This is a genomic window from Cellulomonas sp. CW35 (assembly GCF_052378485.1).
Classification (GTDB): domain Bacteria; phylum Actinomycetota; class Actinomycetes; order Actinomycetales; family Cellulomonadaceae; genus Cellulomonas; species Cellulomonas uda.
In genome coordinates, this window is the sequence record NZ_CP199000.1 from 449,800 (window position 1) to 476,421 (window position 26,622).

Here is a 26,622-nt window from a genome sequence, read left to right on the forward strand (position 1 = left end):
CCTGCGACCAGGAGGACCCGGCGGGCCGTTGAGACAGACGGCGACCGGCGACAGATGGAGCAGCACGTGGCACTTGTCGTGCAGAAGTACGGCGGTTCGTCGGTAGCGGACGCCGAGAGCATCAAGAGGGTGGCCAAGCGCATCGCCGCGGCGAAGCGCGCCGGGGACGACGTCGTGGTCGTCGTGTCGGCCATGGGTGACACCACCGACGACCTCCTCGACCTCGCGAAGCAGGTCTCGCCCCTGCCGCCGCAGCGTGAGATGGACATCCTCCTCACGGCGGGTGAGCGCATCTCGATGTCGCTGCTGGCGATGGCGATCAACAACCTCGGGGTGCGCGCGAAGTCCTTCACGGGCCAGCAGGCGGGCGTCATCACCGACGCCGTGCACGGCAAGGCCCGCATCGTCGACGTGGTCCCGACGCGCGTGCGCGAGACCGTCGAGAAGGGCCAGGTCGCGATCGTCGCGGGCTTCCAGGGCGTCACGGAGTCGACGAACGACGTGACGACGCTGGGCCGCGGCGGCTCGGACACCACGGCGGTCGCGCTCGCGGCGGGCCTGGGCGCCGACGTCTGCGAGATCTACACGGACGTCGACGGCGTGTTCACCGCCGACCCCCGGATCGTCTCGACCGCCCGCAAGCTCGACCGGGTCTCCTACGACGAGATGCTCGAGCTCGCCGCGTCGGGCGCCAAGGTGCTCATGCTGCGGTGCGTCGAGTACGGCCGCCGCTACTCCGTCCCCATCCACGTGCGCTCGTCGTTCACCAACCACACGGGCACGCTGGTCACCAACGAGAAGAACGAGGACTCAGACGTGGAGCAGCCGATCATCGCGGGCGTCGCGCACGACCGCTCGGAGGCCAAGATCACCGTCGTCGGCGTGCCGGACGTCCCGGGCAAGGCCGCACGGATCTTCCAGGTCGTCGGCGACGCCGGCGTGAACATCGACATGATCGTCCAGAACGTGTCGGTCGCCGCGACGGGCCTGACCGACATCTCGTTCACGCTGCCTGCCCTCGACGGGACCGCGGCGCTCACCGCGCTGACCGAGCGCCAGCCCGACATCGGGTTCCACTCGCTGCAGTTCGACGACTCGATCGGCAAGCTCTCGCTCGTCGGCGCGGGCATGAAGTCGCACCCGGGCGTCTCGGCGAAGCTGTTCGCCGCGCTGGCCGACGCGGGCATCAACATCGAGATGATCTCCACCTCGGAGATCCGGCTCTCGGTGGTGACGCGGGCCGACGACCTGGACGACGCGGTGCGCGCGGTGCACACGGCGTTCGAGCTGGACGCCGAGCAGGACGAGGCCGTGGTGTACGGGGGGACCGGACGATGAGCGGGCTGACCATCGCCGTCGTCGGCGCGACCGGCCAGGTCGGGGCGGTCATGCGCCGCCTGCTCGACGAGCGCGACTTCCCCGTCGCGTCCATCCGCTACTTCGCGTCGGCCCGGTCCGCGGGGCGCACCCTGCCGTGGCGTGACCAGGAGGTCGTCGTCGAGGACGTCGCGACGGCCGACCTGTCGGGCATCGACATCGCGCTGTTCTCCGCGGGTGGCTCGACCTCCAAGGAGCACGCCCCGCGCTTCGCGGCGGCGGGCGCCGTCGTCGTCGACAACTCCTCCGCGTGGCGGCGTCACCCGCAGGTGCCGCTCGTCGTGTCCGAGGTGAACCCGGACGCGCTCGACGAGATCCCGCTCGGCATCGTCGCGAACCCGAACTGCACGACGATGGCCGCGATGCCGGTGCTGCGCCCGCTGCACGAGGAGGCCGGCCTGCGCCGCCTCGTCGTCTCGACGTACCAGGCGGTGTCCGGCTCGGGCCTCGCCGGTGCGCAGGAGCTCGACAGCCAGGTCCGTGCGGCGGTCGAGCAGGACACCCTCGGCCTGGTGCACGACGGCTCGTCGGTGTCGTTCCCCGACCCCGTGAAGTACGTCGCGCCGATCGCGTTCGACGTGATCCCGCTCGCGGGCTCGGTCGTCGACGACGGCCGCAACGAGACCGACGAGGAGCAGAAGCTGCGGCACGAGTCGCGCAAGATCCTGTCGGTGCCGGACCTGCTGGTCTCCGGCACGTGCGTGCGGGTCCCGGTGTTCACGGGCCACTCGCTCTCGGTGAACGCGGAGTTCGAGCGGCCGATCAGCCCGGAGCGGGCGCGTGAGCTGCTCGCCGACGCGCCCGGCGTGCGCCTCGAGGACGTCCCGACGCCGCTCGCGGCCGCCGGTCAGGACCCCTCGCTCGTCGGACGCATCCGGGCCGACGAGGGCGCGCCCGAGGGCCGCGGTCTGGCGCTGTTCATCTCGAACGACAACCTGCGCAAGGGTGCCGCGCTCAACGCGGTGCAGATCGCCGAGCTGCTGGCGACGCGTCTGACGGCCCGCGCGACGGCCTGACCCCGCCCGCCCCGACCCACCCCGACCCACCCCGACCCACCCCGACCCACCCCCGCCGACCCCGCGGTTCCTCCGGCTCCGACGCACGTGAGCCGGAGCAACCGCGGGGTCGGCGCGCGTGACCGGGGGTTCTCCCTACCGTGACCTGGTGGGGCGACGGGATGTCGACGCAGGCCAGGGGGCCCGTAGGTTCGTGGCATGACCTCGCAGCTCGCTCGCGGCCCGGTCCCCTCCGGGCCCGTCGACCAGCCCGTCGACCAGCCCGTCGACCCGGTCGACGCCGCCTTCCCGCCCACGTCCCGCGACCTCGCCACCGTGGCGCCCGCGCTGGCCGACTCGGGGCGGTTCGCGCTCGCACCCGTCACGCCCGAGACGTGGCGTGCGCTCGCGCAGACGACCATCGGCTTCCTCTGGCTCGTCACGGTCGGCACCGTCGTGCTGACCGTCGTGCCGATCGCGGTGTCGTTCGTCCTCGTCTTCGGCGTCGGCCTGCTCATGCTCCCGCTCGTCCTGCGCGCGGCCCGGGGGTTCGCCCGCGCCGAGATCGCGCGGCTCGGCGCCCAGACCGGTGCGCTGGTCCCGCCCCCCGTGCCCGCCCACCGCGGCGGACCGGGCTGGTGGTCGCGCTACCTCGCCCCGCTGCGCGACACGCGCGCCTGGGCCGCCCTCGGCTACGCGGCGCTGGCGACCCTCACGTCGTCGCTCTCGTTCGCGCTCGTCGTCGGCCTCGGTGGTGGCGGCCTCGCCGGAATCCTCGCGCCCGTCTACGGCACCGGCCCGCTGCTCGAGGACTGGCTCGGCTGGCCCACGTGGCTCCTCACCGCGGCCCTGGTGCTCGCCGGGCTCGTCGCGCTGTGGCTCGCGGCGCTCGCGGCGCAGGCGACCACGCTCCTGCACGTCCGCATGGCCCGCGGGATGCTCGGCGCCCCGCGGTCCGCGTACGAGGTCGCGGTGGCCGACGCCGCGCGCGAGCGCGCCGAGTCACGCGTCGCGCACGTGGAGGAGACCCGTCACCTCGTCGTGGGCGCCGCCGACGACGAGCGCCGCCGCATCGAGCGGGACCTGCACGACGGCGCGCAGCAGCGCCTCGTCGCCCTGGGCCTCGAGCTCGGCGCGGCCAAGCGCCGCGGCGCACAGGACCCGGAGGTGGCCGCCGCCGCGCTGGACCACGCGCACCGCGAGATCCAGGAGACCCTCGCCGAGCTGCGCGACCTGGTGCGCGGCATCCACCCGGCCGTCCTCACCGACCGCGGCCTCGACGCCGCGCTCAGCGCGCTCGCGTCCCGCTCGCCGATCCCGGTGACCGTCCGGACGCCCGACGACGACACGCTCGAGCAGTGCGGCACCGCCGCACGGGCCGCCGCGTACTTCGTCGTCGCCGAGGCGCTCACCAACGTCGCCAAGCACGCCCAGGCGCGCTCCGCGCAGGTCGCGGTCGCGTGCGACGGCACCACGCTGCGGCTCGTCGTCTCCGACGACGGGCGCGGGGGAGCCGAGGCGACACCCGGCTCGGGCCTCGACGGCCTGCGCAGCCGCGTCGCCGCCCTGGACGGCACCTTCGACCTCGCCAGCCCCGCCGGGGCCGGCACGACCCTCACCGTGGAGCTCCCGTGCGCATCGTGATCGCGGAGGACTCGGTCCTCCTCCTGGACGGCCTGACCCGGCTGCTGACCGCCGAGGGGCACGACGTCACCGGCTACAAGACCGCCGACGAGCTCGTCGCGGCGCTCGGCCCCGACGCGGCGGTCCCCGACGTGCTGGTGACCGACGTGCGGATGCCTCCCTCGCACACCGACGAGGGTCTGCGCGCCGCGATCCACCTGCGCAGCCTGCACCCGCGGCTCCCCGTGCTCGTGCTCTCGCAGTACGTCGAGCAGCGCTACGCCCGCGACCTGTTCGCGGGTGACGTGCGCGGCCTGGGCTACGTGCTCAAGGACCGCGTGACCGACGTCGACGAGCTGCTCGACGCGATCTCCCGGATCGCGGCCGGCGGCACCGTGATCGACCCGGAGGTCGTCGCGCAGATCATGGCGCGCGCGACCCGGACCGGCCTGGAGGACCTCACCCCGCGCGAGCGGGAGGTCATGGCGCTCGTCGCGGAGGGCCGCTCCAACTCCGCGATCGCCGAGCGCCTGTTCATCGGGCTGCCCGCCGTGGAGAAGCACGTCACCTCGATCCTCACCAAGCTCGGGCTGCCGCCGGACAGCGACGACCACCGTCGCGTCCTGGCCGTGCTGCGCTGGCTCGAGCACCGACCGAACGGAGAGTCATGAGCACCGCCACCCAGACCCCCACGCCGCCCGCACCGGTGCGCGACCCGCGCACCTCCGGCTGGGCCAAGGCCCTGCTGTGGGTCGGCGGCACGATCGGCGCCCTCGCGATCGTGTGGGCCGCCCTCGACGTCACGAGCCTCATCGCCCGTGAGAAGACCACCGGTGACGCCACGTACGCGGTCGCGCCGACCGTCGAGCTCGTCGCCGACGGCCGCGTGACCGTCACCGCCGGCGGGTCCGACGAGGTGCACGTCTCGCGCGAGGCGCGGTTCGCGTTCGTCGACCCGCACTACGCGGCGAGCGCGTCCTCGGACCGGCTCGTCGTCTCCTACCAGTGCTCGTGGGGCTGGGTGTGGGACTGCGACACCGACCTGGACGTCACGCTGCCCGCGGGCACCGCGATCGTCGTGCGGACCTCCGACGGCGACGTCCGTGCCACCGGGGTGCTCGGTGACGCGGACCTGCGCTCCAGCAACGGCCGCGTCGAGGCCTCCGCGATGGGCGGCGACCTCGTGGCGCGCTCGAGCAACGGCAGCGTCGACGTGCGTGACGTCACCGGGTCGGTGCGCGCCACGTCGAGCAACGGCTCGGTGGTCGTGCGCGGCGCCGCCTCGGTCGAGGCGCGCTCGAGCAACGGCCGCGTCGAGGTCGAGGACGTGCAGGGCGTCGTCGTCGCCGAGTCCAGCAACGGTGACGTGCAGGTCGCCGAGGCCCACGACGACATCACCGCCACGTCCAGCAACGGCAGCGTGACCGTGCACGGCACGGGCCGGCCCGTCGCGCTCGACATCCGCACCTCGAACGGCTCGCAGCGCACCGAGGCCCCCACGGACCCCGCGGCCCCCGTGCACGTGACGATCCACTCGTCCAACGGCTCGGTGAGCTACCTGCCCCCGCGCTCCTGACGGACCGTGTCCGGCGCGACGGCGCGAAAGCGATGGGCCCTCACGCCCCGGCATGATCGCCGGGGCGTGAGGGCCCATCTGCTGTCGGGGTGGCGGGATTCGAACCCACGACCTCTTCGTCCCGAACGAAGCGCGCTACCAAGCTGCGCCACACCCCGTGGAAAGCCCGCTCAGACTACCTGACCGACCCCCGGATCTCCGAATCCGTCCCGCCCCGAGACGGGCCCGGGTCCGGCTCGGGTCCGGCCCGCGTCCGGTCAGTGCTCGGCGGGGACCAGGGTGAGGAGCGTCGCCTCCGGGCGGCACGCGAACCGCACGGGTGCGTACGGAGACGTGCCCAGGCCGCCGCTCACGTGCAGCCACGTCGAGCCGGCCCCACCCGGCGCGTCGGGACGGGGCCCGGGCCAGCCGTGCAGGCCCTTGGCACGGCCCGGGTCGAGGTCGCAGTTCGTCACGAGCGCACCCCAGCCGGGGACGGCGAGCTGGCCGCCGTGCGTGTGGCCCGCGAGGACCAGGTCGGCGTCGTCGGCCAGGAACGCGTCGAGGACGCGCTGGTAGGGCGCGTGGGTCACGCCGACGTGCAGGTCGACGCCCGGCGTCCCGGCCGGGCCGGGCTCGGTGCGGGCGTCGTCGGGACCGCCCGCGGCGGGCATCCGGTCCCGGTCGAGGTGCGCGTCGTCGGTCCCGACGAACGACACGCGCCGCCCCGCGACGTCCAGGACGCCCCGGTGGTTGTCGAGGTCCAGCCAGCCCGCGGAGCGGAACAGGCGCACCATCTCGCGCCACGGCAGCTCCTGCGGGGGCTGCGGGGGAGTGGAGCGCGCGTCGGCGCGCAGGTACCGCGCCGGGTTCTTGGGCTGCGGCGCGACGTAGTCGTTGGAGCCCATGACGAACACGCCCGGGCGGGCCAGCAGCGGCTCGAGCGCGTGCGCGAGCAGGCCGAACGACTCGAGGTGCGCCCAGTTGTCGCCCGTGTCGACGACGAGGTGCGGGTCGAGCTGCGCGAGCTCGCGCACCCACGCGGCCTTGCGGTCCTGCTCCGGCGTGAGGTGCAGGTCGGAGACGTGCAGCACCCGCAGCGGGTCGTGCCCGCTCGGCAGCACGGGGACCGTCACCTCGCGCAGCGTGTACCAGCGGGCCTCGACCAGGCCCCACGCCACCCCCGCCGCGGCGAGCGCGACGAGGCCCCCCGTGGCGCGGGCGAGCGAGGCTCCCGTCACGGCTTCACAGCGGCGTCGTCACGGCCGCCGCGGTCGCGTCCGGGGGGTCCGGGCTGGTCGCCCTGGCAGGCCGGGTGGTCGGGGTTCACCTCGCACGGGTCGCGGTCCTTCTTGCCGCTCGACAGCGTGAGCGTGATGACGGAGCCGGCGGTCGCGGACCCGCTCGGGTCCTGCCGGGCGACCCGGCCCTCGGGCACGTCCGACTCGATGCGCTCGCTGGAGACGACGACCTGGAACCCGTGCGACGCGAGCGTCCGACGCGCCTCGTCCTCGGTCTGGCCGACCACCCACGGCACGGAGATCTTCTCGCCGTAGATGTACTTGGCCGGCGGCTCGTCGAAGGACGGGTTGTCCTGGTCGCCGAGCGCGTCCTCCATGAACCGGACCCAGGTGGGCGCGGCGATCGACGAGCCCCACGGACCGCCGCCGTACCCGCCGTAGTAGTTGCCGTTGATCGTCAGGCCGTGCATCGACTTCATGCCGTCGGTGTGGCCGACCCACACGGCGGCGGACAGCTTGGGCGTGTAGCCGACGAACCACGTGTGCTCGTTCTGCGACGTCGTGCCGGTCTTCCCCGCGGCGGCGAAGCCGGGCTGCTTGACGCCCTTCGCGGTGCCCTTCCAGACGTTGCTGAGCGCGTAGTTCATCGTCTTGGCGATGTTCTGGTCGATCTTCTGGCTGCACCCGGCGCTCGGCACCTCGAGCTCCTTGCCGTCGCTCTTGGTGACCTTGAGGACGGCGATGGGCTTGCAGTACTTGCCGTCGGCGGCGAACGTGGCGAACGCGGAGGCCATCGTGAGCGGCGAGACGGACTGCGAGCCGAGGACGTTCGCGGGCAGCGGGTCGATCTGCCCGTCGCCGGCGAGCCCACCGGCCTTCACGACGCCCAGCTCGGCCGCACCGGTGAAGATGCCGCACAGGTCGACCTTGCTCGCCATGGCGACGTACGCCGAGTTCACCGAGTTCATGGTGCCCTGCAGGACGGTCATGACGCCCTTGCCGCCCTCGGCGTTGTTGAAGTCCCAGGTCCCGGTCAGGTTGGTGCACGACGCCTTGAACTCCGAGAGGTTGTACGACATCTTCGTCGCGTTGAGGACCTCGTAGAGCGAGTGCCCCTCCTTGAGCCACTGCAGCAGCGTGAACGGCTTGAACGTCGAGCCGGGCGGGAAGCCCGAGGCGCTGCCGAACGCGTTGTCCGCGGTGAAGTTCACCGCGGTCTCGCGGTCGCCGTGCTCGAGCGTGTTGTTGTACACGCGGTTCTGCGCCATGGCCTTGATCTGGCCCGTCCCGGGCTCGACGACGACCATCGCGGTGCCGATGCCGGAGGAGTCGTCGACCGGGATCCCGGCCTTGACCTCCTTGTCGGCGTCGGCCTGCATGTCCTTGTCGAGCGTCGTCCAGATGGTCAGGCCGCCCGTGAGCAGCAGGTGGCGCCGCTCCTTGGCGGTCTCACCGAACGCGGGGTCGTTCGCGATGACCTTGGTGACGTAGTCGCAGAAGAACCCCGAGCCCGGCACGGTCTCGCCGGCCGACATGCAGCCGAGCTTGGCGGACTGGGGGTTGAGGGTGTCCTCGATGGGCGTCTTCTTGCCCTCCTTGAACTCCTTCTCCGTGATGTAGCCCTCGCGGAGCATGAGGCTCAGCACCGTGTTGCGGCGCTTCTCCACCCGCTTCGGGTACTTCAGCGGGTCCCAGTACGACGGCGACTTGGTGATGCCGGCGATCGTCGCGGCCTGCAGGTAGTTGAGCTTGCTCGCGCGCATCCCGAAGTAGCGCTGCGAGGCGGCCTCGACGCCGTAGACGTTGGTGCCGAACGCCGCGATGTTGAGGTACTTCTCGAGGATCTCGTTCTTGGACATCGTCTTCTCGAGCGTGATCGCGAGCTTCGCCTCGCGGAGCTTGCGCGCGAGGCCCTCGGTGCCCTCGTCGGCGCGGGCCTCCTCGATGGCGGCGAGCTTCGCCTCCTCGGTGTCCTCGTTCAGGGCCGCGTCGATCAGCACGTTCTTGACGTACTGCTGCGTGAGCGTGGACGCGCCCTCCTGCGAGACGTGCAGCGCGTTGCGCGCGGCCGCACGGAACATGCCCATGACGTCGACGCCCGCGTGCTGGTAGAACCGGCGGTCCTCGGTCGCGATCACGGCCTTCTGCATGATCTCGGCGATCTGGTCGAGCGGGACGACGACGCGGTCCTGGTCGTAGAACGTCGCGAGCGTGGTGCCGTCGGACGCGAGGATGCGTGACTTCTGGGGCAGCGGGCTCTGCTTGAGCTCGGTGGGCAGGTCGTCGAACGCGGTGACGGACATGTTCGTCACCGCGTTCGCGATCGCGACGCCCGGCAGGGCGAGCCCCGCGGCGAGCACGCCGCCGATCCCGGCGACCAGCACGAAGGACAGCAGGAGGGCCAGCGCCTGGACGGCGTTGACCTGGCGGCCGCGCGTGCGGGCAGGCGTGCGGGCAGGGTTCGGCATGCCCGTCAGGGTAGTCGGCCCACCTGGACGACCGCCTCGTACCAGGGGAGGACCCGGACCTCTGCACCGGACCTGCACATCCACCGTCCGTGGGGTGACCGCTCATCCCCGGTCCCGACGAGGGTCCGCGCGGTCGGGTGCACCCGGTCGGGTCGAGCCGGGGTGCCCGGTTCACCCGATCCGGTCACCGCGTGCGGGAGCGCGTCCACACCTCGGGATGACCCGATCGGAGTCTCGTCAAGATTCCAGATCACGCGCTAGTTTTCCAGTCATCCAGCGGACGACGACGCCTTGTGGTAAAAGCCAATGACGCTCAGAGGTCCGGGAACGGTACCGGCGACGGGGGCCTCGCCGACTTCGAGCAAGGGGGCGCGGTGGTAGCGACCAAGGAGGGTCACTGGACCGCGTCTGCGGCCTGCGGGTCCGGGAACGTCTCGCCCGACGCGCTGTTCGTCGAGGGCTCCGCGCAGCGTGACGCCCGGTCGGTGTGCCAGCAGTGCCCCGTCCGGCTGGAGTGCCTCGCGGACGCGCTCGACAACCGCATGGACTTCGGGGTGTGGGGCGGGATGACCGAGCGGGAGCGTCGCGCGCTGCTGCGGCGCCGGCCCGAGGTCCGCTCGTGGTGGTCGGAGCTCGTCCCGCGCGGCGAGCTGGTCCCGAACTGAGCGACCCGTCGCGGCGGTGGCCGGGACGCACGGCCGCGCGGGCGGCTGGCTAGGGTGGGCGCATGGCGACCAAGTGGGAGTACGCGACCGTCCCCCTCATCATCCACATGACCAAGGCGATCCTCGACCAGTGGGGCTCCGACGGCTGGGAGCTCGTGCAGGTGGTCCCGGGGCCCGGTGACGGCCTCGTCGCCTACCTCAAGCGCCCGCTGGACTCCTGATGGGTGCCGCGCAGCGGCTCGCCGAGCTCGGGCTCACGCTCCCGTCGGTGGCCGCGCCCGTCGCGGCGTACGTCCCGGCGGTGCGCAGCGGCGCGCACGTGCACACCTCCGGGCAGCTGCCGTTCGTCGACGGCGCGCTGCCGACCACCGGCAAGGTCGGCGCGCAGGTCGGTCCCGACGAGGCCACGGTGCTCGCCCGGACCGCGGCGCTCAACGCCCTCGCCGCGGTGGCCGCGCTCGTCGAGCGGGAGGGCGGGCCCGCGGGTGCGGACGCGCTCGACCGGGTCGTGCGGGTGGTCAAGGTCGTCGGGTTCGTCGCGAGCGACCCGTCGTTCACCGGCCAGCCCGCGGTCGTCAACGGCGCGAGCCTGCTGCTGCACGACGTGCTCGGTGACGCGGGCGTGCACGCCCGGTCCGCGGTCGGGGTCGCGGTGCTGCCGCTCGACTCCCCGGTCGAGGTCGAGATCGTCGTCGAGACCGCGTAGACGCCACGGAGGCCCGGACCGACGGTCCGGGCCTCCGACGTCGTCGAGGCGTGTCAGCGCGCGCGGCGCTCCAGGCGGTCGATGTCCAGCAGGACGACCGCACGCCCCTCGCGGCGCACCCAGCCGCGGGCGGCGAAGTCGGCCAGGGCCTTGTTCACGGTCTCGCGCGAGGCGCCGACGAGCTGCGCGAGCTCCTCCTGCGTGAGGTCGTGCGCGACGCGCACCCCCTCGTCCACCTGCTCGCCGAACCGCGTCGACAGGTCCAGCAGCGCCTTCGCCACCCGGCCCGGCACGTCGGAGAACACGAGGTCGGCGAGCGCCTCGTTGGTACGGCGCAGCCGGCGCGCGAGCGCCTGCAGCAGGTGCCGCGCCACGTCGGGGTTGTCGGCGAGCCAGCGGACCAGGTCGTCGTGGTCGAGCTCGAGCAGGACCGCGTCGGCGACGACGGTCGCGGTGGCCGTGCGGGGACCCGGGTCGAACATCGAGAGCTCGCCGAACATCTCGCCCGGGCCGAGCACCGCGAGCAGGTTCTCCCGCCCGTCGGTCGAGCGCCGACCGAGCTTGATCTTGCCGTCCCGCACGATGTAGAGCCGGTCACCCGGCTCGCCCTCGTGGAACAGCACGTCGCCTCGCACCATCTCGAGCGGGGTCATGCTCGCGACGAGCGCGAGCGCCGCGTCCTCGTCCAGTCCGGCGAACAGCGGTGCTGACAGCACGACGTCCTCGGCCACGCCACGCTCCTTCGTCTCGATCCAGCCCGGAACACTCCGGTTCACCCGGCGCGCCGAGGCCCGGCCACGTCGAGATCCACCCACCAGTCTGCCGCATCCGGCGTCGCTGTCCCGCGCGAGCGGGGGTCAGCGACGGACCGGTGGCGTCGCCACGACGTCGCCGGCGGACGCCGGGTGGTCGGCGAGACGCGAGATCAGACGGTCCGTGGTGCGTGCGAGCGCCTCCGTGACGCCCTGCTCGTACAGCGCGAGCTGCTCGTCCAGCGCGCGCAGCCGGTCGATCGCGGGCATGTCGCTCGGTTGCAGGTCCGGCAGCAGACGCTCGAGCTCACCCATGCGCGGCACGCCGAGCGTGACGTCGAGCGGCAGCTGGAACGCGACGTCCTCACCGAGCGGTGCGGGCCGCGCGGCTGCCGCCAGGGCCAGGTCGAGACGTGCGCGTACGAGCCGACGCCACCAGCCGACGCGCTGGCTCTCGGCACGTAGCGCCCGTCGGTCGAGCCGCAGGCTGCGGACGCCGTGGTCGCCCCCAGATGTCATCGTGGTACGTCCTCCTCGTCCCGCTGACCAGTACGTCTACGGCAGACCGGACGTCCGACTTGAACGGTTCGGCCTGTGGTTCTTCGCACGTCACCCTGGGGGAGCAACGCGAACCGATGCGGACATCCGTCCAGGTCAGGGGGTGTGGGTACCCGCACCTACGCTGACAGGGTGACGAGGACCACCCCGCAGCCCGCTGTTGCCGAGACCCCCCTCGCCCGGACCCGCCGCGCGCGGCGCGTCGACCGCCTGCTGGCGCAGCGCTACCCCGACGCCCGGTGCGAGCTGGACTTCACCGACGCGTTCACGCTGCTGGTCGCGACCGTCCTGTCGGCACAGACGACGGACGTGCGCGTCAACGCCACCACCCCCGAGCTGTTCGCGCGCTACCCCGGCCCGGCGGAGCTCGCGGCGGCGGACCCCGACGAGCTCGAGGCGATCCTCAAGCCGCTCGGGTTCTTCCGGGCCAAGGCGAAGGCCGTGACCGGGCTGTCGCGCGCGCTCGTCGAGCAGTTCGGCGGGACGGTCCCGCGCCGGCTCGACCAGCTCGTCACCCTCCCGGGCGTGGGCCGCAAGACGGCCAACGTCGTGCTCGGCAACGCGTACGGCGTCCCCGGGATCACCACCGACACGCACGTGCTGCGGCTGTCACGCCGGCTGGGGTACACGACGAGCGAGGACCCGCTGGTCGTGGAGCGCGAGCTCGGCGCGCTGCTGCCGCGGCGCGACTGGACCATGGCGTGCCACCGGCTGATCTTCCACGGCCGCCGCACGTGCCACGCGCGACGGCCCGCGTGCGGCGCGTGCCCGCTCGTGCGCCTGTGCCCGTCGGCGGGCATCGGGGAGACGGACCCGGTGCGGGCCGCGGCCCTGCTCAAGGGCTGACGCGACCCGGGGAGCCGGGGTCAGGGCTCGAGCGGCGCGACGCGACGCAGCCACGCCAGCAGCGTGCGCGTGACGTGCTCGGGCTCCTGCTCCGCGAGGAAGTGCCCCGCGCCGGGCAGCAGCTCGTACGTGTAGTCCGAGCCGACGAGCGCCGAGGTCTCGCGCGTCAGCGCGGCCGCCCGCGAGCCGAACAGCCCGTCGCGCGAGCCGTGCAGGTGCAGCACGGGCGTCGGACGCGTGCGCCGCAGCCCCGCCGCGAACCGGCGGCCGTCGGGCCGGGGGGCGGAACGGCCCAGCCAGCGCAGCTGCTCGAGCTGCGAGTGCGCCGCGAACGGCACGCGCAGCGCCCCGAGGTAGGTCCGCTCGGTCGCGCGGTCGAGCCACTGCCCGCCGCCCCACTCGACGAGGAACCGGTGGGCGAGGTCGCCGCGCGCCAGCGCCCGCTCGGGCAGGGACGGCAGCTGCACGTACGCGAGCCGCCGCGCGGCGGCGGGGCGGAACGTGGTCCAGGGCCGCCGCACCACGTCGAGCGGGTGCGGCGACGACAGCACACCGACGGCGCGCGTCGCGGCGGGCTGCAGCGCGGGCATGGCCCACGCGACGGCGCCACCCGTCCCGGCGCCGACGACGACGGCCGAGCTCGCCCCGAGCGAGCGCACCACGCCAGCGACGTCGGCGGCGAGGGTCGGCACGTCGTAGCCCTGCGGCGGCTTGTCGGAGCCGCCGGTGCCGCGCAGGTCGAGCGCGGCGGCGCGGTACCCGGCCTCGGCGAGCGCGGGCAGCTGGTGGCGCCACGCCCACCAGAACTGCGGCACCGCGTGCAGCAGCACGACGAGCGGGGCGTCGCGGTCGTCGGGTCCGGCGACGGCGGCGTGGAACCGCGCGCCGTTGGCGGCGACGAACCGGTGCTGCCACGGCCCGTCGATCAGGAGCGTGGCGGAGTCGACGGCTGTCATCGTCGTGAACCTATCCGTTCGGCGGTGACGCGGGCGCCTCGGTGCCCGCAGGGTCGGCCGGGTGAGGGGTGGTCGGGTCGGTGCTCGCGCGCAGCCGCCGGCCACGCGCTGCGAGCACGGTACCGCCGACGAGCGCGGCGACGAGGGACGCCGCGAGCACCGCGAGGACCGCGTGCTCGTCGTGCCCCGAACCCTCGTCGAACGCGAGCTCGGCGATCAGCAGCGACACGGTGAACCCGATCCCGCCCACGAGCCCCACGCCGATCACGTCCCCCCAGCGCAGCCCGGGTGCGAGGCGGGCGCGGGTGAACGTCGCCACCAGCCACGTGACGCCGACGATGCCGAGCGGCTTGCCGACGACGAGGCCGACCGCGACCCCCTGCGCGACGGGGTCGGACAGGGCGCCGCGCACGACGTCCGACGAGATGGTCACGCCCGCGGCGAACAGCGCGAACACCGGCACGGCGACGCCCGCCGAGACGGGACGCCACACGTGCTCCCACCGTTCGGCGAGCGACTGCTCGGGGTCGTCGGCGAGGCCGTGCGCGCGTGCGGTCGCGGCCGGGCTCGCGGGCACGACGAGGCCGAGCGCGACACCCGCGAGCGTGGCGTGCACCCCGGACGCGTGCAGCAGGGCCCACGCGAGCACCCCGAGCGGCACGAGCAGCCACGCGGTGGTGCGCCGGCGCCGCACCAGCACCGCGAAGACGACGACGCACCCGACGGCGCCGACGAGCGGCAGCCACGCGAGCGAGTCGGTGTAGAACGTGCCGATCACGAGGATCGCGAGCAGGTCGTCGACCACCGCGAGCGTCAGCAGGAACGCGCGCAGCGCCACGGGCAGCCCGCGGCCGACGAGCGCGAGCACCGCGACGGCGAACGCGATGTCGGTCGCGGTGGGCACGGCCCAGCCCTCGGGCGCGCCACCGTCCCGGCTCAGGTTGACCGCCAGGTACAGCAGCGCGGGTGCGACCATCCCGCCCACGGCCGCCACGATCGGCACGACCGCCGTCGCGGGGTGGCGCAGCTCGCCGACGGTCAGCTCCCGCGCGAGCTCGAGACCCACGACGAAGAAGAAGACCGCGAGCAGGCCGTCGGTCGCCCACTGCGCGAGCGTGAGGTCGAGGTGCAGCGCGTGCGGACCGACGACGGTGTGCGACACGCTCGCGTACGCGTCCGGCCAGACGTTCGCCCACACCAGCGCGACGAGCGTCCCGACGAGCAGCAGGACCCCGCCCGCGCGCTCACCGCGCAGCGTGTCGGCGAGGTTGCGCTCTCCGCCGGGGGTGAGCCGGGCGAAGAGGTCCGGTCCGCGGCGGGCGGGCGGGCGGGTGGGGTCAGACGGCGGGTTCGGTGACGTCGTCACGGTCCCCCGACGCCCCCGACGCCCGGCGCTCCTTGGGCGGGTCGAAGCGGTACCCGACGTTGCGCACGGTCCCGATGAGCTGCTCGTGCTCGGGGCCGAGCTTCGCGCGCAGACGCCGCACGTGCACGTCCACCGTGCGCGTACCCCCGTAGTAGTCGTAGCCCCACACCTCCTGGAGCAGCTGGGCGCGGGTGAACACGCGACCCGGGTGCTGCACCAGGTACTTCAGGAGCTCGAACTCCTTGTACGTGAGGTCGAGCGGACGGCCGCGCAGCCGAGCGGTGTACCCGCCCGCGTCGATCGTCAGCTCGCCCGAGGAGATCTCCTGCGGCGCGTCCTCGAAGCCCGAGACCGCGGCACGCTCCATGACGAGCCGGAACCGCGTCTCGACCTCCGCCGGGCCGGCCGAGTCGAGCACGATGTCGTCCGCGCCCCACTCCGCCGTGACGACCGTGAGGCCGCCCTCGGTGAGCACGAGCACGAGCGGGACCGCCAGACCCGTGGCGCGCAGCAGCCGACAGGTGGTGCGCGCGGTGACCAGGTCGCGGCGCGCGTCCAGCACGACGATGTCCGCATCCGGCGCGTCGACCAGCGCCGAGGGCTCGACCGGCAGCACGCGCACGCGATGGGACAGCAGCCCGAGCGCCGGCAGCACCTGTGCCGATCCACCGGACGCCGGGGTCAGGAGCAGAAGGTCTGCCACCGTGGAACCTCCCTGCGGCGAGTGGGGACACGCTACCGCGTGCGCTGCGCCCGGCGGACGGGCGTCCGGGAGTCGTCGGCGGCGCGTCGTCGGGCCGCTCGGGCGGGTGATCACGGGCCGTCGCACCGGGCACCGGCCCGGTCATCTGCGAGACTGTCGGCCGTGCTCTCCCTGGTCCTGATCGTCCCCGTGCCCCGTGCGGGCGTGCTCGTCGGCGTGCGCGCCGCGTCGCACCGAGCGGCGGACGGGCGGTAGCGGACCGTGCAGCTCGCCACGCGTGCGGTCGTCACGGCCGCCCTCGCCGCCGTCGTCGCGGTCGCCGGGTACGTCGGCGGCCTGCCCGTGACCGTGGTCGCCGCCCTGCTCGCGATCGCGTTCGCGGTGGGCTGGCCGTCGCTCGCGAGCCTGCCGTTCAGGCCCGGCTCGGCGGCCGTGATCGGCATCGGCGGGGTCGGTGCCGTGCTCGCGGTGCACGCCGTGCTCGACCAGCCGTACCTGCGGTACCTGCCCGTGGTGTTCGCGACGACGATCCTGCTCGCGTTCCTCAACGAGCTGCTGCGGCGCGGCGGGCGGGACCGGCTCGTCGAGTCGGTCGCGGGCACCGTGACCGGCACGCTGCTGGCGGTCGCGGTGGCCGGCTGGGTCGCGATCGGGCGCACGCCCGGCGGTGAGCCGATCGTCGTCGTCGGTGCGCTCGCGCTCGCGGTCGGGTCCGCGGTCGTCGCGCTGCCGTTCGCGGGCTGGGCCGGGGCCACCGTCACGACGCTGGCGGCCACCGGCGCCGGCGCGCTCGCCGCGCTCGTCCTGCCGGACATCGACCTCGTCGCGGGTGTCGTGCTCGGCGCCGCGGTGGGTGTGCTCGTCGCGTCGCTGCACGTCCTGTTCGACGACCTGCGCACGCTCGCGCGCCACCTGCCGTCCATCGCCGCGGTCGTGCTGCCCGTCACGGTGACCGGGATCCTCGTGTACGTCGTCGGGCGCGTGCTCGTCGGCTGACGAGCCCCCGGGACGACCCGGGACACGCGGCGCGCGGCGCGGCGCGAGGTGGATGTGACGTGCGTCGTCGCGATCGACGGGGGCACAGCGCGCCGAGGTCGTTAGGATCGGTCCATGACAGCGCTCGAGGGGCTCTTCATCGGTCTGCTGGTCCTCGCCACCGGCGCCATCGCCTGGACGGCGGGCATCGTGGTGCTCCGCCTGTTCAAGTCGCAGAACTGACGCCCGGACCCGGGAGGCACCACCCCATGGCCTTCGTGCTGCCCGAGGGGCTCGCACCCGAGGTGTACCCGCTCGCCTGGCTGGTCGGCCGCTGGCACGGCCAGGGCGTCGTCGGGTACCCCGGCATCGACGAGACCGCGTTCGTGCAGGACGTCGTGTTCGACCACGACGGCGGCCCGTACCTGTCCTACACGTCGACCATCCGGCTCGTCGTCGCGCCGGACGACGCGTCCGCGCTCGCGGACGCCGCACCCGACGAGGGCGGGGCCGGGGACGGCGCGCCCTCCGCGCGTCCGACGAGCGACGTGCCCGTCGAGGACGGACCGGTCTGGTCGACCGAGTCCGGGTACTGGCGGGTGCCGCCCGAGCGGCCCGCCGACCTGCCCGACGCGCAGTTCCCCGTCGAGGTCCTCCTCGCCGATCCGTCCGGGCACGTCGCGGTGTACGTCGGCGCCGTCGGCAACGGCCGCGTCGACCTCGCGTCCGACCTGATCGCGCGCACCGCGACGGGCGCCGACGTGACCGCCGCGAAGCGGCTCTACGGCCTGGTCGACGGCGAGCTCATGTGGGCGCACGACATGGCGGCGTTCGGCCGGCCCATGCAGTCCTACGCGTCGGCGCGCCTCGCGCGCGTCGAGGACGCGTGAACCGGTGACGGGCCCGGCGATGACCGAGGCCGCCGTCCCCGCCGAGGCCCCGTCCTACGAGGCGCCCCGCCACCGCAGCCCGCTGCTCGCGCGGCGCGGCGCGGTCGAGGGCGTCGGACCGGACGCGGGCGTCGCGTGGCACTACGGCGACCCGACCGCCGAGCAGCGCGCGCTCGCGCGCGGGGGAGCGGTCGTCGACCAGTCGCACCTGGGCGTCGTGCGCGTCGCGGGGCCGGACCGGCTGACGTGGCTGCACTCGATCACCACCGCGCAGCTCGCGGACCTGCCGCCCCGCACCTCCACCGAGCTGCTGGTGCTGAGCCCGCACGGGCACGTCGAGCACGCGGCCGCGGTCGTCGACGACGGCGAGGCGACGTGGCTCGTGACGCAGACACCCGCGGCGCTCGCGGCGTGGCTCGACCGCATGAAGTTCATGCTGCGCGTCGAGATCGCGGACGTGAGCGACGACTGGGCGGCGATCGGCGAGCCCGTCGCGGCCGAGGGCGGCCCCGACGAGCCCGTGACGTGGCGCGACCCGTGGCCGCACGTCACACCGGGCGGGACCCGCTACGGCCCCGCCCCCGACGAGCACCCCGGCGCCGACCGTGCGTGGCGGCTCGTGCTCGTCCCGCGCGGCGAGCTGGCCGAGCAGGTCGCGGCCCGTGAGGCGACCGGGTGGCCGCTCGCCGGCACGTGGGCGAGCGAGGCGCTGCGGGTCGAGGCGTGGCGCCCGCGCGCCGCGTCCGAGGTCGACCACCGGACCATCCCGCACGAGCTCGACTGGCTGCGTACCGCCGTGCACCTGCACAAGGGCTGCTACCGCGGGCAGGAGACGATCGCGCGCGTGCACAACCTCGGGCGCCCGCCGCGGCGCCTGGTGTTCCTGCACCTCGACGGCTCCGGGCACCTGCTGCCCGAGCCGGGGGCCGCGGTGCACGAGACCACCGGCACGCCCGGCGAGCCCGGGCGCGAGGTCGGCCGTGTGACGTCGGTGGCCCGCCACCACGAGCTCGGGCCCGTCGCGCTCGCCGTGGTCAAGCGCTCGCTCGCCACCGGCGCCGAGCTGCTCGTCGCGTGCGAGGGCGCGATGGTGTCCGCGGGGCAGGAGGTCGTCGTGCCCGGTGAGGGCGTCTCGACCGACCGTCCCGCGCCGCGCGGGCCCGTCGCCCGCGGGCTCGGCGTCCACCCCTCGCTCTGACCATGGGGGCCGCGCCGACGAGGCCCGCGACCGACGCCCCGCGCGGGGGCCTGCGCGAGCTGCGGCTCGTCGCCCGTGCGCGCTGGCGGCAGGGGATCGACCGCGTCCGGGCGGCGTGGTTCCCGATCCTGCAGGCATCGGTGGCCGCAGGCATCGCGTTCGGCATCGGTCGGTACGTGCTCGACCACCCGTACCCGTTCTTCGCGCCCGTGTGCGCGTGGATCGCGCTCGGCTTCAGCGCCGACCGGTCGCTGCGCCGCGTCGCGGAGATCGCGGTGGGCGTGGCGATCGGGGTCGGGCTCGGGGACGCGCTGGTCCACGTCATCGGGTCCGGGCTGTGGCAGGTCGCGCTCGTGCTGTTCGTCGCGGCGACGGCCGCGCGGCTCCTCGACCGTGGTGCGCTGCTCACCACGCAGGCCGGCGTGCAGGCCATGATCATCGTCGGCCTGCCGAACATCGCCGCGACGGGCGGGCCGCTCGGCCGGTGGACCGACGCGCTCGTCGGCGGTGCCGTCGCGTTCGCCGTCGCCGTCCTCACCCCGTCCGACCCGCGGCGGGCCCCCCGCGAGCTCGCCTCACGCGCGACGCAGGAGGTCGCGGACGTGCTCGGCGAGCTCGCGCACGCGCTGGCGACGCAGTCGCCCGCCGACGCCGAGGACGCGCTCGTGCGAGCCCGCGCGTCGCAGCCGCGGCTCGACGAGTGGCGCGAGACCGCGACCAACGCGCGCGAGCTCGCGCGACTCTCGCCCGCCGCGCGCCGGCACCGGGGCGAGCTCGTGCGGCTCGTCGGGGCGTCCGTGCAGCTCGACCGTGCGATGCGCAACACGCGCGTCATGACCCGGCGCGGGCTCGCGCTCCTCGAGGCGCCCACGGCACACGACCTCGTCGCGGCCGGGCAGCGGCTCGAGGCGACCGCGGCCGCCGCCGACGACCTGGCGTCGGCGTTCGCGAGCGGACGCGACGCCGCGCGCGTGCGCGAGGCCCTGCTGCGCTCCGCCGCGGCCCTCGACCCGTTCACCATCGCGCCGGACGACTGGCAGGTGCAGAGCCTCGTGCTGCTGCACCGCTCGCTCGTCGTCGACCTGCTCGAGGCCGCGGGCGAGGACCCGGCCCGTGCCCGCGCCGCCCTCCCGGACCTCTGACCCTCCTCGTCGAGACCGCTGTTGCTCCGGGAATGGCCGCGGTGAGCCGGAGCAACCGCGGGGTCGGCGATTCCTCTCCGGCCGAGACTCAGCTCCCTCCCTGGTCGAGACCGTCGTTGTTCCGGGAATGGGGGACGTGAGCCGGAGCAACCGCGGGGTCGGCGGACCGCTTCTCGTCGAGACCGTTGTTGCTCCGGGAATGGGGGACGTGAGCCGGAGGAAGCGCGGGGTCGCGGGTGCTGGGGGGTGGGCCGGGGAGGGGGGAGCCGGTAGCGTGCCGCCGTGGAGGTCGCGGTCAGCGCGTTGCGCGCAGAGCTCAGGCAGTGGATCGAGACGGCGCGCGCGGGGCAGGACGTCGTGATCACCGAACGCGGCATCCCGGTGGCGCGGCTCACCGGCATCGAGTCCGCCGACCTGCTCGCGCGGCTCGAGCGCGACGGTCTGCTCGCGCCCGCCCGGGCGGCCCGCGAGCCTGCGCGGCCGGTCTCCGTGGACGGGACCCGCGGCGGTGCGCGTGACGGTGCGCGTGACGGGTCGCGGGAGGGGTCGCGGGACGGTGCACGCGACGGTGCACGCGACGGTGCGCTGTCCGGGCTCGTGCGGCGGCTGCGCCGCTGATGGCCGTCTGCTACTTCGACACCAGCGCGCTCGTGAAGCTGTGCGTCGCGGAACCCGGCTCGGAGCTCGCCGCGGCGCTGTGGGAGGGCGCGGACCTCGTCGCGACGTCCCGGCTCGCCGACGCGGAGGTGCGCGCGCTGCTCGCCGGGGGGCGGCGGGCCGGCGTCATCGACACGCGCGTCGAGCGCGCCGCGCTCGCGCAGTGGGACCGGCTGTGGCCCGCTCTGCACGTCGTCGAGTTGCACGAGCCCGTCACCGCGGGCGCCGCGACGCTCGTCGGGTACCACGCGCTGCGTGCCGCGGACGCGTTGCACCTGGCGTCCGCGCTCGCGCTGCGGTCCGACGAGCTCGTCGTCGTCGCGTGGGACGAGCACGTGGCCGCGGCGGCCCGCGCCGAAGGGCTGCGCGTCGTGCCGTGACGCGGTGGACCGGCGGGGCGGAGGTCGCCGACGAGCGTGCGCGGGGCACCGCGCACCGCGCACGGCGTGCCGGCCACGGGACTGCGCGGGGTGACTGCGCGGGGTGACTGCGCGGGGTGACTGCGCGGGGTGACTGCGCGGGGTGACTGCGCGGGGTGACTGCGCGCGGCGCGTGCGGCCCGTAGGCTCGGCGCGTGGCAATCGTCGGAAGCCTCCAGTGGATCCTCTACCTGCTGTTCCTGCTCGCGATCTTCGTGCTGTGCGTGTGGGCGCTCGTCGACCTCCTGCGCCGCCCCGCGAGCGCGTTCCCCGCGGCGGGCAAGCGCACCAAGAACTTCTGGCTCGTGATCGTGGGCGTCGCGACGTTCCTCGCGTTCCTCGCGATGCCCCCGCTGCAGCTCATGCCGTTCCTCGGCCTGCTCTCGGCGGTCGCCGCGATCGTCTACCTGGTCGACGTCAAGCCCGCCGTGGCGCCCTACTCGCGCCGCAGGCCCGGTGGTCCGACGAGGTCGACGGGCGGCTGGTGATGTCCGACGTCGCGACGTCGGCCGTCCCGCTCGCGCGCGTGGTGCGCGGCGGTCTCGTCGAGTCGGTCCACGCGGGGCACGTCGTCGTGCTCGCACCCGACGGCGACGTCCGCCTCGCGCTGGGCGACCCGGACGTGACGATCTGGGCCCGCTCGTCGCTCAAGCCGCTGCAGGCCGTCGGGATGCTGCGGCACGGCCTCGACCTGCACGACGAGCAGCTCGCGATCGCGTGCGCGAGCCACAACGCCGAGGCGGGACACCTGGACACGGTGCGCACGCTGCTCGCGGCGCACGGCCTGACGGTGGCGGACCTGGACAACACGCCCGACTGGCCGCTCGACCCCGAGGCGGCGTGGTCGTGGCGCGAGCAGGGGCACGGCCGCGAGCCGCTCACGCAGAACTGCTCGGGCAAGCACGCGGCGATGCTCGCGACGTGCGTGGCCGCGGGCTGGGGCGTCGCGGGCTACCGCGAGCCCGGGCACCCGTTGCAGCGCGCGCTGCACGACGCGGTGGCCGAGCTCACGGGCGTGCCGGTCGAGGCGACCACGGTCGACGGGTGCGGCGCGGCGCTGTTCTCGACGAGCCTCGTGGGCCTGGCCCGCGCGTTCGGGCGGCTGGGCCGCGCGCCCCACGACCCGGCGCACGCGGGCACGCCGGAGGGCCGCGTCGCGGCGGCCGTCACCGCGCACCCGTGGCACGTCGCCGGGACCGGGCGGGACGCCACGCGGTTCATGCAGGCCGTCCCGGGGCTCGTCGCGAAGGACGGGGCCGACGGCGTCTACGCCGCGGGACTGGCGGACGGCGGCGCGGTCGCGCTGAAGATCGCCGACGGCTCGGCGCGGCCGCGGGCCGCGGTGCTCGCGGCGGCGTTGCGCGTCGCGGGGGTGGACCCCGCGCTCGTCGACGAGGTGGGCCGCACGCCCGTGCTCGGGCACGGCGAGCCGGTCGGGGCGGTCGAGGCCACGTTCTGACGCGCCCGACGAGGCGCCGGACGCGCCCGGGAGGCACCGGGCCGGGAGAGGCAGGGACATGCGAGCCGTCGTGCAGCGGGTCACGCGCGCGTCCGTGACGGTGGAGGGCGAGGTCGTCGGGGCGATCGACAGGCCCGGGCTGGTCGCGCTGGTCGGCGTCACGCCCGGGGACGGGCCGGCGCAGGTCGAGCTGGTGGCGCGCAAGATCGCGGAGCTGCGGATCCTGCGCGACGAGCGGTGCGCGGTGGACGTGGGCGCGCCCGTCCTCGTGGTCAGCCAGTTCACGCTGTACGGCGACACCCGCAAGGGGCGTCGGCCCACGTGGAACGCGGCCGCACCCGGTCCGGTCGCCGAGCCGCTGGTCGACGCGGTCGTCGAGGCGTTGCGTGCCCGCGGGCTCGAGGTCGCGACGGGCGTGTTCGGCGCGGACATGGCCGTGGAGCTCGTCAACGACGGCCCGGTGACGATCCTGCTGGAGTCGACGCCGGAGGCGTGACGACTGAGGCGACGCCCGGGCACGGGAGAAGGCCCCTCGAAGTAAGCGTTCGAGGGGCCTTCCCGGGTGATCCCAGGCCGTCCGTCCGGTCGGGCGAACCCGGCCGTCCGTGTCGTCACCGACGGGTCGGTGCGACCGGCGCCGCTTCGACGGTGCGGCTCCCACCCGGCACCCGGTGGTCCGGCGAACCGGTCCGCCGCGGGCGGGGGGACTGCGATCGACCTCCCGGCTCCGAGCGGCCCTCGCGTCGTCGTCCGCGAGCCTCCGGGTTGCCCCGTCGGTGTGGTCGCCCGTTCTCCGGTCGGCCCGGTCCCGCTGTCCCTGTCCCCGTCAGGGGCACCTCCCGAGGGGGGCGGTTCCTGTCGGTTCTCGATCCGGCGGGGCCGATGAGTGATTTCTAGTCCTGCGTCCAGGACCCCGCAAGGGGCAGGTCAGGGGCAGTTTCGTCCACAGGTCCCTCCACACGGTCGTGCACAGGCCGGCCTGCGAGAACACCGGCCGAACACAGGGTTGTGGACAGAATTTGTGGACAAGTCGCGTGTCGTTCACCCGGTCGGCGGTCGCCCTCCTCGTACCCTGGAGATCGGTGAGGGCCCCTCGGAGTAAGCGTCCGAGGGGCCCTCTCATGCGTGAGGCGTCTCACGGCGCCGGCGGGACCGTTGGCCGCGCGGACCCACCCGCACCCGGTCGAGGATGGGGGCATGAGGATCGACGCCTCGCTGGGGGACATCACCGAGCTGGCCGTGGACGTCGTCGTGAACGCGGCGAACTCCTCGCTCCTGGGCGGCGGGGGCGTGGACGGGGCGATCCACGCCGCGGCCGGGCCCGGGCTGCTGGAGGCCTGCCGCGAGCTGCGCGCCACGCGCTACCCGGACGGCCTGCCCGTCGGGCACGCCGTGGCGACCGACGCGTTCGACCTGCCCGCGCGGTGGGTCGTGCACACCGTCGGGCCCAACTGGCGCGCGGGTGAGCGTGACCCCGCGATGCTCGCGTCGTGCTTCCTCAGCTCGCTCGAGGTCGCCGTCGACCTCGGTGCGCGCACCATCGCGTTCCCCGCCGTCAGCGCGGGGGCGTACGGGTGGGACGTCGACGAGGTCGCGCGCATCGCCACGGCCGCCGTGCGGACCTGGAAGGTGGGCACCGCGCAGGACCGCCGGCCCGACGGCACGCCCAACGGGATCTCGCACGCGCAGTTCGTGCTGCACGACGAGCGCGCACTGCGCGCGTTCCAGGAGGCGCTGGCGGCCTGAGGCGAGCGCCTCAGCCGACGGGGCGTGCGAACCAGCCGAGCACGGCCGCGACCACCGGCGGGTCCTGCGGGGAGTGGTCGCCCGGCACCGTGACCAGCTCCCACGGACCCGCGAGCGACGCCAGGTGGTGGCGCAGCTCGTCGGGGGAGCCGAACGGGTCACGCTCGCCGCTGACCGCGAGCACCGGCACCCGCACGTCCGGCAGGTGCCCGACGCGCAGCTGCTCGGGACGACCCGGGGGGTGCAGCGGGTACGACAGCAGGAGCAGACCCGCGGCGGGCTGGCCCTGCGCCACGGCCATCGACGCCATGCGCCCGCCGAACGAGCGCCCGCCCAGCACCAGCTGCGCCGGGTCCACGCCCAACTCGTCGGCCCACGCGTCCGCGCGTTCCCGCAGGTGCGGGACGGCGGCCTCGGGGCGCTCGGGGCCACTGCTGCCGCGCTCGCGGTTGGCGAAGTCGAGCCGCAGCACCGGCAGCGGGGCGAGCGCGGCCTCGAGCGCGACGAGCGTGCGGTGGTCACGGTCCGCGCCCGCACCCGGCGTGAGCACCACCCCGGCGACGGTCGTCGGGTCGAACGCGCGGTCGTCGGCCATGGCTGTCAGGGTAGCGACGCGTCCAGGCGGAACGCCGCGCGCAGGGTCGCCAGGACGCCGTCGTCGTCGTTCGACGGCGCGACGAACCGGGCCGCCGCGCGGACGTCCGGGTGGGCGTTGGCCATCGCGAACGACCACCCCGCGGCCTCCAGCATGCCGAGGTCGTTGAAGTAGTCACCGAACGCCATCGTCTGCTCGGGTGGGACACCGAGCCGGGCCTGCAACGCGCGCAGCGCCCGGCCCTTGTCGGCGTCCGGGCCCATGACGTCGACCCAGTGCTCGCCCGAGACGAGCACGCGGTCGGGGCCGTCGAGCGGCGCGAGCAGCGGCCCTGCGCCGTGTTGCGCGTCGTCGACGTCGAAGACGGCGAGCTTGAGCACCTCGTCGTCCACCGCCTGCAGGTCCGCCACGTGCTCGAGGCGGCGGTAGTACGGGCGCACGTGGGCGAGGAACTCCTCGTCGGTGCGCTCGACGTACGCCGAGCGGACACCGCACAGCACCGCGCCGAGCCGCGCGCCCTGCGCGACCGCGCCGCGCACCAGGTCCACGCCGCGATGCGCGGTCCCGCGCGCGAGGGGCGCGACCGCCACCGGCTCGTCGTGCTGCACGACGAGCGCACCGTTCTCCGCGATGTACGTCAGGTCCCCGCGGTCCAGCTGCGCGCGCAGCGTCGCGTGCTGGCGTCCGCTCGCCGGGCACACCGTGACGCCCCGCGCGAGCAGCGCGTCGAGCACCGGGCGGAAGCCGTCCGGGAGGCGCTTGGCGGAGTCGAGCAGCGAGCCGTCCATGTCGAGCGCGACCAGGCGCACGCACGTCGCGTCGAGCGTCGAGCGCAGGTCGTCCAGGAGCGTGGCGGGCCGGGTGTCGGCGGTGCGGGCGTGGTTCGCGGGCTGGTCCTCGGGCACACCCGATCGTCTCAGGAGTCGCGCAGCGCGTCCTGCACGCCCTGCTCCGCGGGACCCAGGTGCACCGGCTCGCGTCCCGTCAGGCCGTCCCACCAGCCCTTGTAGGACGCCGCGACCTCCCGCAGCTCCCAGCGCCGCAGCTGCGCGGACCGCACCCCGGCCGACGAGACACCCACACCCTGCGTGTCGATGCCCGCCGCCGTGCAGGAGAACACCGCGCGGCGCACGTGGTAGTCCTGCGTGAGCACGACCGCGGCGTCCACGCCGAACACGCGGTGCGCACGCACGCACGAGTCGTGCGTGTCGAACCCGGCGTAGTCGAGCACCACCGCGGACGTCGGGACGCCGTTCGCGACGAGGTAGTCGTGCATGGCCGTCGGCTCGTCGTGACCCACCGAGCCGTTGTCGCCGCTCACGAGGATCACCTGCACCGTGCCGCGCTCGTACAGCGCACGCGCGGCGTCGAGGCGGCGGCGCAGGTAGGTGGACGGCGAGCCGTCGGGACGCAGACCCGCGCCGAGCACGATCGCGACCGGCGTGTCCCGCACGTCGTCGAGCGCCCGCAGCCGCGCCTGGCCGGTGCCCTGCACCCACGCGAGCGGGACGAGCAGCACGACGACGAGCGCGGCGGCGACGAGCAGGCGGCGGCGCCACCGCCTGCGCGCGGGCCGGGCGTGCCGCGCCGGCTCGTCGGGCGGCGCGGCGGGAAGCTGCTCCGCCTCGATGCTCACCCGCCCACCCTACGACCCCCCTCCCACCCCCGACCGCCGCCGCGCCACCTGCCACCGGTGGCCGGTCCGAAGCGGAGCTGGACCGTGAGTGGGT

At 74.7% G+C, this 26,622-nt stretch carries 29 protein-coding genes and 1 tRNA gene; 19 read left to right on the plus strand and 11 right to left on the minus strand.

The genetic code is table 11. From position 1 onward, the window contains the following. Window positions 1-66 precede the first annotated feature (66 nt). The 5 genes from ACT17Q_RS02125 to ACT17Q_RS02145 all read left to right on the plus strand — a co-directional run bounded on the left by ACT17Q_RS02125 (window position 67) and on the right by ACT17Q_RS02145 (window position 5,571). Complete coding sequence (locus tag ACT17Q_RS02125) at window positions 67-1,338, plus strand: aspartate kinase (RefSeq protein ID WP_094182341.1); 1,272 nt, start codon at window positions 67-69, stop codon at window positions 1,336-1,338. Further along, the gene (locus ACT17Q_RS02130; protein ID WP_141322158.1) at window positions 1,335-2,393 is read left to right on the plus strand and encodes an aspartate-semialdehyde dehydrogenase; all 1,059 of its coding nucleotides are present in this window, start codon (window positions 1,335-1,337) and stop codon (window positions 2,391-2,393) included. The genes ACT17Q_RS02125 and ACT17Q_RS02130 overlap by 4 nt, the downstream gene beginning before the upstream one ends. 198 nt (window positions 2,394-2,591) lie before the next feature. After that, window positions 2,592-4,016 carry a sensor domain-containing protein gene (locus ACT17Q_RS02135; RefSeq protein ID WP_444664430.1) on the plus strand — a complete coding sequence of 475 codons (1,425 nt, stop codon included), beginning with the start codon at window positions 2,592-2,594 and terminating at the stop codon, window positions 4,014-4,016. Continuing rightward, window positions 4,004-4,666, plus strand: a complete 663-nt coding sequence (locus ACT17Q_RS02140) for a response regulator transcription factor (RefSeq protein ID WP_141322519.1) — start codon at window positions 4,004-4,006, stop codon at window positions 4,664-4,666. The genes ACT17Q_RS02135 and ACT17Q_RS02140 overlap by 13 nt, the downstream gene beginning before the upstream one ends. Beyond that, window positions 4,663-5,571 carry a DUF4097 family beta strand repeat-containing protein gene (locus ACT17Q_RS02145; RefSeq protein ID WP_444664432.1) on the plus strand — a complete coding sequence of 303 codons (909 nt, stop codon included), beginning with the start codon at window positions 4,663-4,665 and terminating at the stop codon, window positions 5,569-5,571. Before ACT17Q_RS02140 ends, ACT17Q_RS02145 begins: the two co-directional genes overlap by 4 nt. Window positions 5,572-5,655: 84 nt before the next feature. Here the strand turns inward: ACT17Q_RS02145 and ACT17Q_RS02150 are convergent. From ACT17Q_RS02150 to ACT17Q_RS02160, 3 genes are all read right to left on the minus strand, one after another. Then, window positions 5,656-5,729: transfer RNA gene (locus ACT17Q_RS02150), tRNA-Pro, on the minus strand. Window positions 5,730-5,828: 99 nt separating this feature from the next. After that, window positions 5,829-6,791: a metallophosphoesterase gene (locus ACT17Q_RS02155; protein WP_444664434.1), complete on the minus strand. Its 963-nt coding sequence runs from the start codon at window positions 6,789-6,791 to the stop codon at window positions 5,829-5,831. Beyond that, entirely contained in the window at window positions 6,788-9,259 is a 2,472-nt protein-coding gene (locus tag ACT17Q_RS02160) for a transglycosylase domain-containing protein (RefSeq protein WP_444664436.1), read from the minus strand. The genes ACT17Q_RS02155 and ACT17Q_RS02160 overlap by 4 nt, the downstream gene beginning before the upstream one ends. Window positions 9,260-9,633: 374 nt before the next feature. Between ACT17Q_RS02160 and ACT17Q_RS02165 the strand changes: the two genes are divergently transcribed. From ACT17Q_RS02165 to ACT17Q_RS02175, 3 genes are all read left to right on the plus strand, one after another. Then, complete coding sequence (locus ACT17Q_RS02165; protein ID WP_094181059.1) at window positions 9,634-9,924, plus strand: WhiB family transcriptional regulator; 291 nt, start codon at window positions 9,634-9,636, stop codon at window positions 9,922-9,924. Window positions 9,925-9,986: 62 nt separating this feature from the next. After that, a complete protein-coding gene (locus ACT17Q_RS02170) occupies window positions 9,987-10,145 on the plus strand; it encodes a DUF4177 domain-containing protein (RefSeq protein WP_094181058.1) in 159 nt (52 codons plus the stop codon). Then, window positions 10,145-10,630, plus strand: coding sequence for a RidA family protein (locus ACT17Q_RS02175; protein WP_141322415.1), 486 nt, complete (start codon window positions 10,145-10,147; stop codon window positions 10,628-10,630). The genes ACT17Q_RS02170 and ACT17Q_RS02175 overlap by 1 nt, the downstream gene beginning before the upstream one ends. A gap of 53 nt (window positions 10,631-10,683) precedes the next feature. Here ACT17Q_RS02175 and ACT17Q_RS02180 read toward each other — a convergent pair whose 3' ends face one another. After that, window positions 10,684-11,361: a Crp/Fnr family transcriptional regulator gene (locus ACT17Q_RS02180; RefSeq protein WP_094181056.1), complete on the minus strand. Its 678-nt coding sequence runs from the start codon at window positions 11,359-11,361 to the stop codon at window positions 10,684-10,686. Between the two features lie 126 nt (window positions 11,362-11,487). Then, complete coding sequence (locus ACT17Q_RS02185) at window positions 11,488-11,901, minus strand: hypothetical protein (RefSeq protein WP_444664439.1); 414 nt, start codon at window positions 11,899-11,901, stop codon at window positions 11,488-11,490. Between the two features lie 171 nt (window positions 11,902-12,072). Here ACT17Q_RS02185 and nth point away from each other — a divergent pair, with 171 nt between their 5' ends. Continuing rightward, entirely contained in the window at window positions 12,073-12,786 is a 714-nt protein-coding gene (nth, locus tag ACT17Q_RS02190; protein WP_141322411.1) for an endonuclease III, read from the plus strand. A gap of 20 nt (window positions 12,787-12,806) precedes the next feature. Here the strand turns inward: nth and ACT17Q_RS02195 are convergent, their stop codons facing one another. From ACT17Q_RS02195 to ACT17Q_RS02205, 3 genes are read right to left on the minus strand one after another with little or no spacing between them, the layout of a single operon-like run. Continuing rightward, window positions 12,807-13,742, minus strand: a complete 936-nt coding sequence (locus tag ACT17Q_RS02195) for an alpha/beta fold hydrolase (protein ID WP_141322409.1) — start codon at window positions 13,740-13,742, stop codon at window positions 12,807-12,809. 10 nt (window positions 13,743-13,752) lie between these two features. Continuing rightward, entirely contained in the window at window positions 13,753-15,108 is a 1,356-nt protein-coding gene (nhaA, locus tag ACT17Q_RS02200; protein WP_444664442.1) for a Na+/H+ antiporter NhaA, read from the minus strand. After that, complete coding sequence (locus ACT17Q_RS02205) at window positions 15,080-15,811, minus strand: winged helix-turn-helix transcriptional regulator (RefSeq protein ID WP_444664444.1); 732 nt, start codon at window positions 15,809-15,811, stop codon at window positions 15,080-15,082. The genes nhaA and ACT17Q_RS02205 overlap by 29 nt, the downstream gene beginning before the upstream one ends. Before the next feature lie 261 nt (window positions 15,812-16,072). Here ACT17Q_RS02205 and ACT17Q_RS02210 point away from each other — a divergent pair, with 261 nt between their 5' ends. From ACT17Q_RS02210 to ACT17Q_RS02255, 10 genes are all read left to right on the plus strand, one after another. Further along, entirely contained in the window at window positions 16,073-16,807 is a 735-nt protein-coding gene (locus tag ACT17Q_RS02210; protein ID WP_141322405.1) for a hypothetical protein, read from the plus strand. Between the two features lie 248 nt (window positions 16,808-17,055). Continuing rightward, complete coding sequence (locus tag ACT17Q_RS02215; protein ID WP_444664446.1) at window positions 17,056-17,676, plus strand: FABP family protein; 621 nt, start codon at window positions 17,056-17,058, stop codon at window positions 17,674-17,676. Between the two features lie 19 nt (window positions 17,677-17,695). Next, a complete protein-coding gene (gene ygfZ / locus ACT17Q_RS02220; RefSeq protein WP_444664448.1) occupies window positions 17,696-18,874 on the plus strand; it encodes a CAF17-like 4Fe-4S cluster assembly/insertion protein YgfZ in 1,179 nt (392 codons plus the stop codon). Window positions 18,875-18,876: 2 nt separating this feature from the next. Further along, on the plus strand, window positions 18,877-20,016 hold the full coding sequence (locus ACT17Q_RS02225) for an FUSC family protein (RefSeq protein WP_444664450.1): 1,140 nt from the start codon (window positions 18,877-18,879) through the stop codon (window positions 20,014-20,016). Window positions 20,017-20,298: 282 nt separating this feature from the next. Then, window positions 20,299-20,634, plus strand: a complete 336-nt coding sequence (locus ACT17Q_RS02230) for a type II toxin-antitoxin system Phd/YefM family antitoxin (RefSeq protein WP_444664452.1) — start codon at window positions 20,299-20,301, stop codon at window positions 20,632-20,634. After that, entirely contained in the window at window positions 20,634-21,053 is a 420-nt protein-coding gene (locus tag ACT17Q_RS02235) for a type II toxin-antitoxin system VapC family toxin (protein WP_094181046.1), read from the plus strand. Before ACT17Q_RS02230 ends, ACT17Q_RS02235 begins: the two co-directional genes overlap by 1 nt. 194 nt (window positions 21,054-21,247) lie before the next feature. Beyond that, entirely contained in the window at window positions 21,248-21,580 is a 333-nt protein-coding gene (locus tag ACT17Q_RS02240; protein ID WP_268535531.1) for a DUF2516 family protein, read from the plus strand. Then, window positions 21,580-22,551, plus strand: coding sequence for an asparaginase (locus tag ACT17Q_RS02245; RefSeq protein WP_094182338.1), 972 nt, complete (start codon window positions 21,580-21,582; stop codon window positions 22,549-22,551). The genes ACT17Q_RS02240 and ACT17Q_RS02245 overlap by 1 nt, the downstream gene beginning before the upstream one ends. A 58-nt stretch (window positions 22,552-22,609) precedes the next feature. Further along, a complete protein-coding gene (gene dtd, locus ACT17Q_RS02250; protein WP_094181045.1) occupies window positions 22,610-23,047 on the plus strand; it encodes a D-aminoacyl-tRNA deacylase in 438 nt (145 codons plus the stop codon). Window positions 23,048-23,748: 701 nt separating this feature from the next. After that, window positions 23,749-24,297 (plus strand): O-acetyl-ADP-ribose deacetylase, encoded by a 549-nt coding sequence (locus tag ACT17Q_RS02255; protein WP_268535533.1) that lies wholly within the window; start codon window positions 23,749-23,751, stop codon window positions 24,295-24,297. A 10-nt stretch (window positions 24,298-24,307) separates the two neighbouring features. Here ACT17Q_RS02255 and ACT17Q_RS02260 read toward each other — a convergent pair whose 3' ends face one another. From ACT17Q_RS02260 to ACT17Q_RS02270, 3 genes are read right to left on the minus strand one after another with little or no spacing between them, the layout of a single operon-like run. Continuing rightward, window positions 24,308-24,892 (minus strand): alpha/beta hydrolase family protein, encoded by a 585-nt coding sequence (locus ACT17Q_RS02260; RefSeq protein WP_444664456.1) that lies wholly within the window; start codon window positions 24,890-24,892, stop codon window positions 24,308-24,310. A gap of 5 nt (window positions 24,893-24,897) precedes the next feature. Next, window positions 24,898-25,797, minus strand: a complete 900-nt coding sequence (locus ACT17Q_RS02265; RefSeq protein WP_444664458.1) for a Cof-type HAD-IIB family hydrolase — start codon at window positions 25,795-25,797, stop codon at window positions 24,898-24,900. An 11-nt stretch (window positions 25,798-25,808) separates the two neighbouring features. Next, window positions 25,809-26,528 carry a SanA/YdcF family protein gene (locus tag ACT17Q_RS02270; protein ID WP_244937736.1) on the minus strand — a complete coding sequence of 240 codons (720 nt, stop codon included), beginning with the start codon at window positions 26,526-26,528 and terminating at the stop codon, window positions 25,809-25,811. Window positions 26,529-26,622: the final 94 nt, after the last annotated feature.

Excerpts from the sequence above, each read along its gene's own strand:
- ACT17Q_RS02215 (WP_444664446.1), top strand. The coding sequence starts at position 17,056 with ATGGCCTTCGTGCTGCCCGAGGGGCTCGCACCCGAGGTGTACCCGCTC.
- ACT17Q_RS02170 (WP_094181058.1), top strand. The coding sequence starts at position 9,987 with ATGGCGACCAAGTGGGAGTACGCGACCGTCCCCCTCATCATCCACATG.
- ACT17Q_RS02255 (WP_268535533.1), top strand. The coding sequence starts at position 23,749 with ATGAGGATCGACGCCTCGCTGGGGGACATCACCGAGCTGGCCGTGGAC.
- dtd (WP_094181045.1), top strand. The coding sequence starts at position 22,610 with ATGCGAGCCGTCGTGCAGCGGGTCACGCGCGCGTCCGTGACGGTGGAG.
- ACT17Q_RS02185 (WP_444664439.1), bottom strand. The coding sequence starts at position 11,901 with ATGACATCTGGGGGCGACCACGGCGTCCGCAGCCTGCGGCTCGACCGA.
- ACT17Q_RS02225 (WP_444664450.1), top strand. The coding sequence starts at position 18,877 with ATGGGGGCCGCGCCGACGAGGCCCGCGACCGACGCCCCGCGCGGGGGC.
- ACT17Q_RS02145 (WP_444664432.1), top strand. The coding sequence starts at position 4,663 with ATGAGCACCGCCACCCAGACCCCCACGCCGCCCGCACCGGTGCGCGAC.
- ACT17Q_RS02245 (WP_094182338.1), top strand. The coding sequence starts at position 21,580 with ATGTCCGACGTCGCGACGTCGGCCGTCCCGCTCGCGCGCGTGGTGCGC.
- ACT17Q_RS02135 (WP_444664430.1), top strand. The coding sequence starts at position 2,592 with ATGACCTCGCAGCTCGCTCGCGGCCCGGTCCCCTCCGGGCCCGTCGAC.
- ACT17Q_RS02235 (WP_094181046.1), top strand. The coding sequence starts at position 20,634 with ATGGCCGTCTGCTACTTCGACACCAGCGCGCTCGTGAAGCTGTGCGTC.
- ygfZ (WP_444664448.1), top strand. The coding sequence starts at position 17,696 with ATGACCGAGGCCGCCGTCCCCGCCGAGGCCCCGTCCTACGAGGCGCCC.
- ACT17Q_RS02160 (WP_444664436.1), bottom strand. The coding sequence starts at position 9,259 with ATGCCGAACCCTGCCCGCACGCCTGCCCGCACGCGCGGCCGCCAGGTC.
- ACT17Q_RS02175 (WP_141322415.1), top strand. The coding sequence starts at position 10,145 with ATGGGTGCCGCGCAGCGGCTCGCCGAGCTCGGGCTCACGCTCCCGTCG.
- ACT17Q_RS02195 (WP_141322409.1), bottom strand. The coding sequence starts at position 13,742 with ATGACAGCCGTCGACTCCGCCACGCTCCTGATCGACGGGCCGTGGCAG.
- ACT17Q_RS02260 (WP_444664456.1), bottom strand. The coding sequence starts at position 24,892 with ATGGCCGACGACCGCGCGTTCGACCCGACGACCGTCGCCGGGGTGGTG.
- ACT17Q_RS02130 (WP_141322158.1), top strand. The coding sequence starts at position 1,335 with ATGAGCGGGCTGACCATCGCCGTCGTCGGCGCGACCGGCCAGGTCGGG.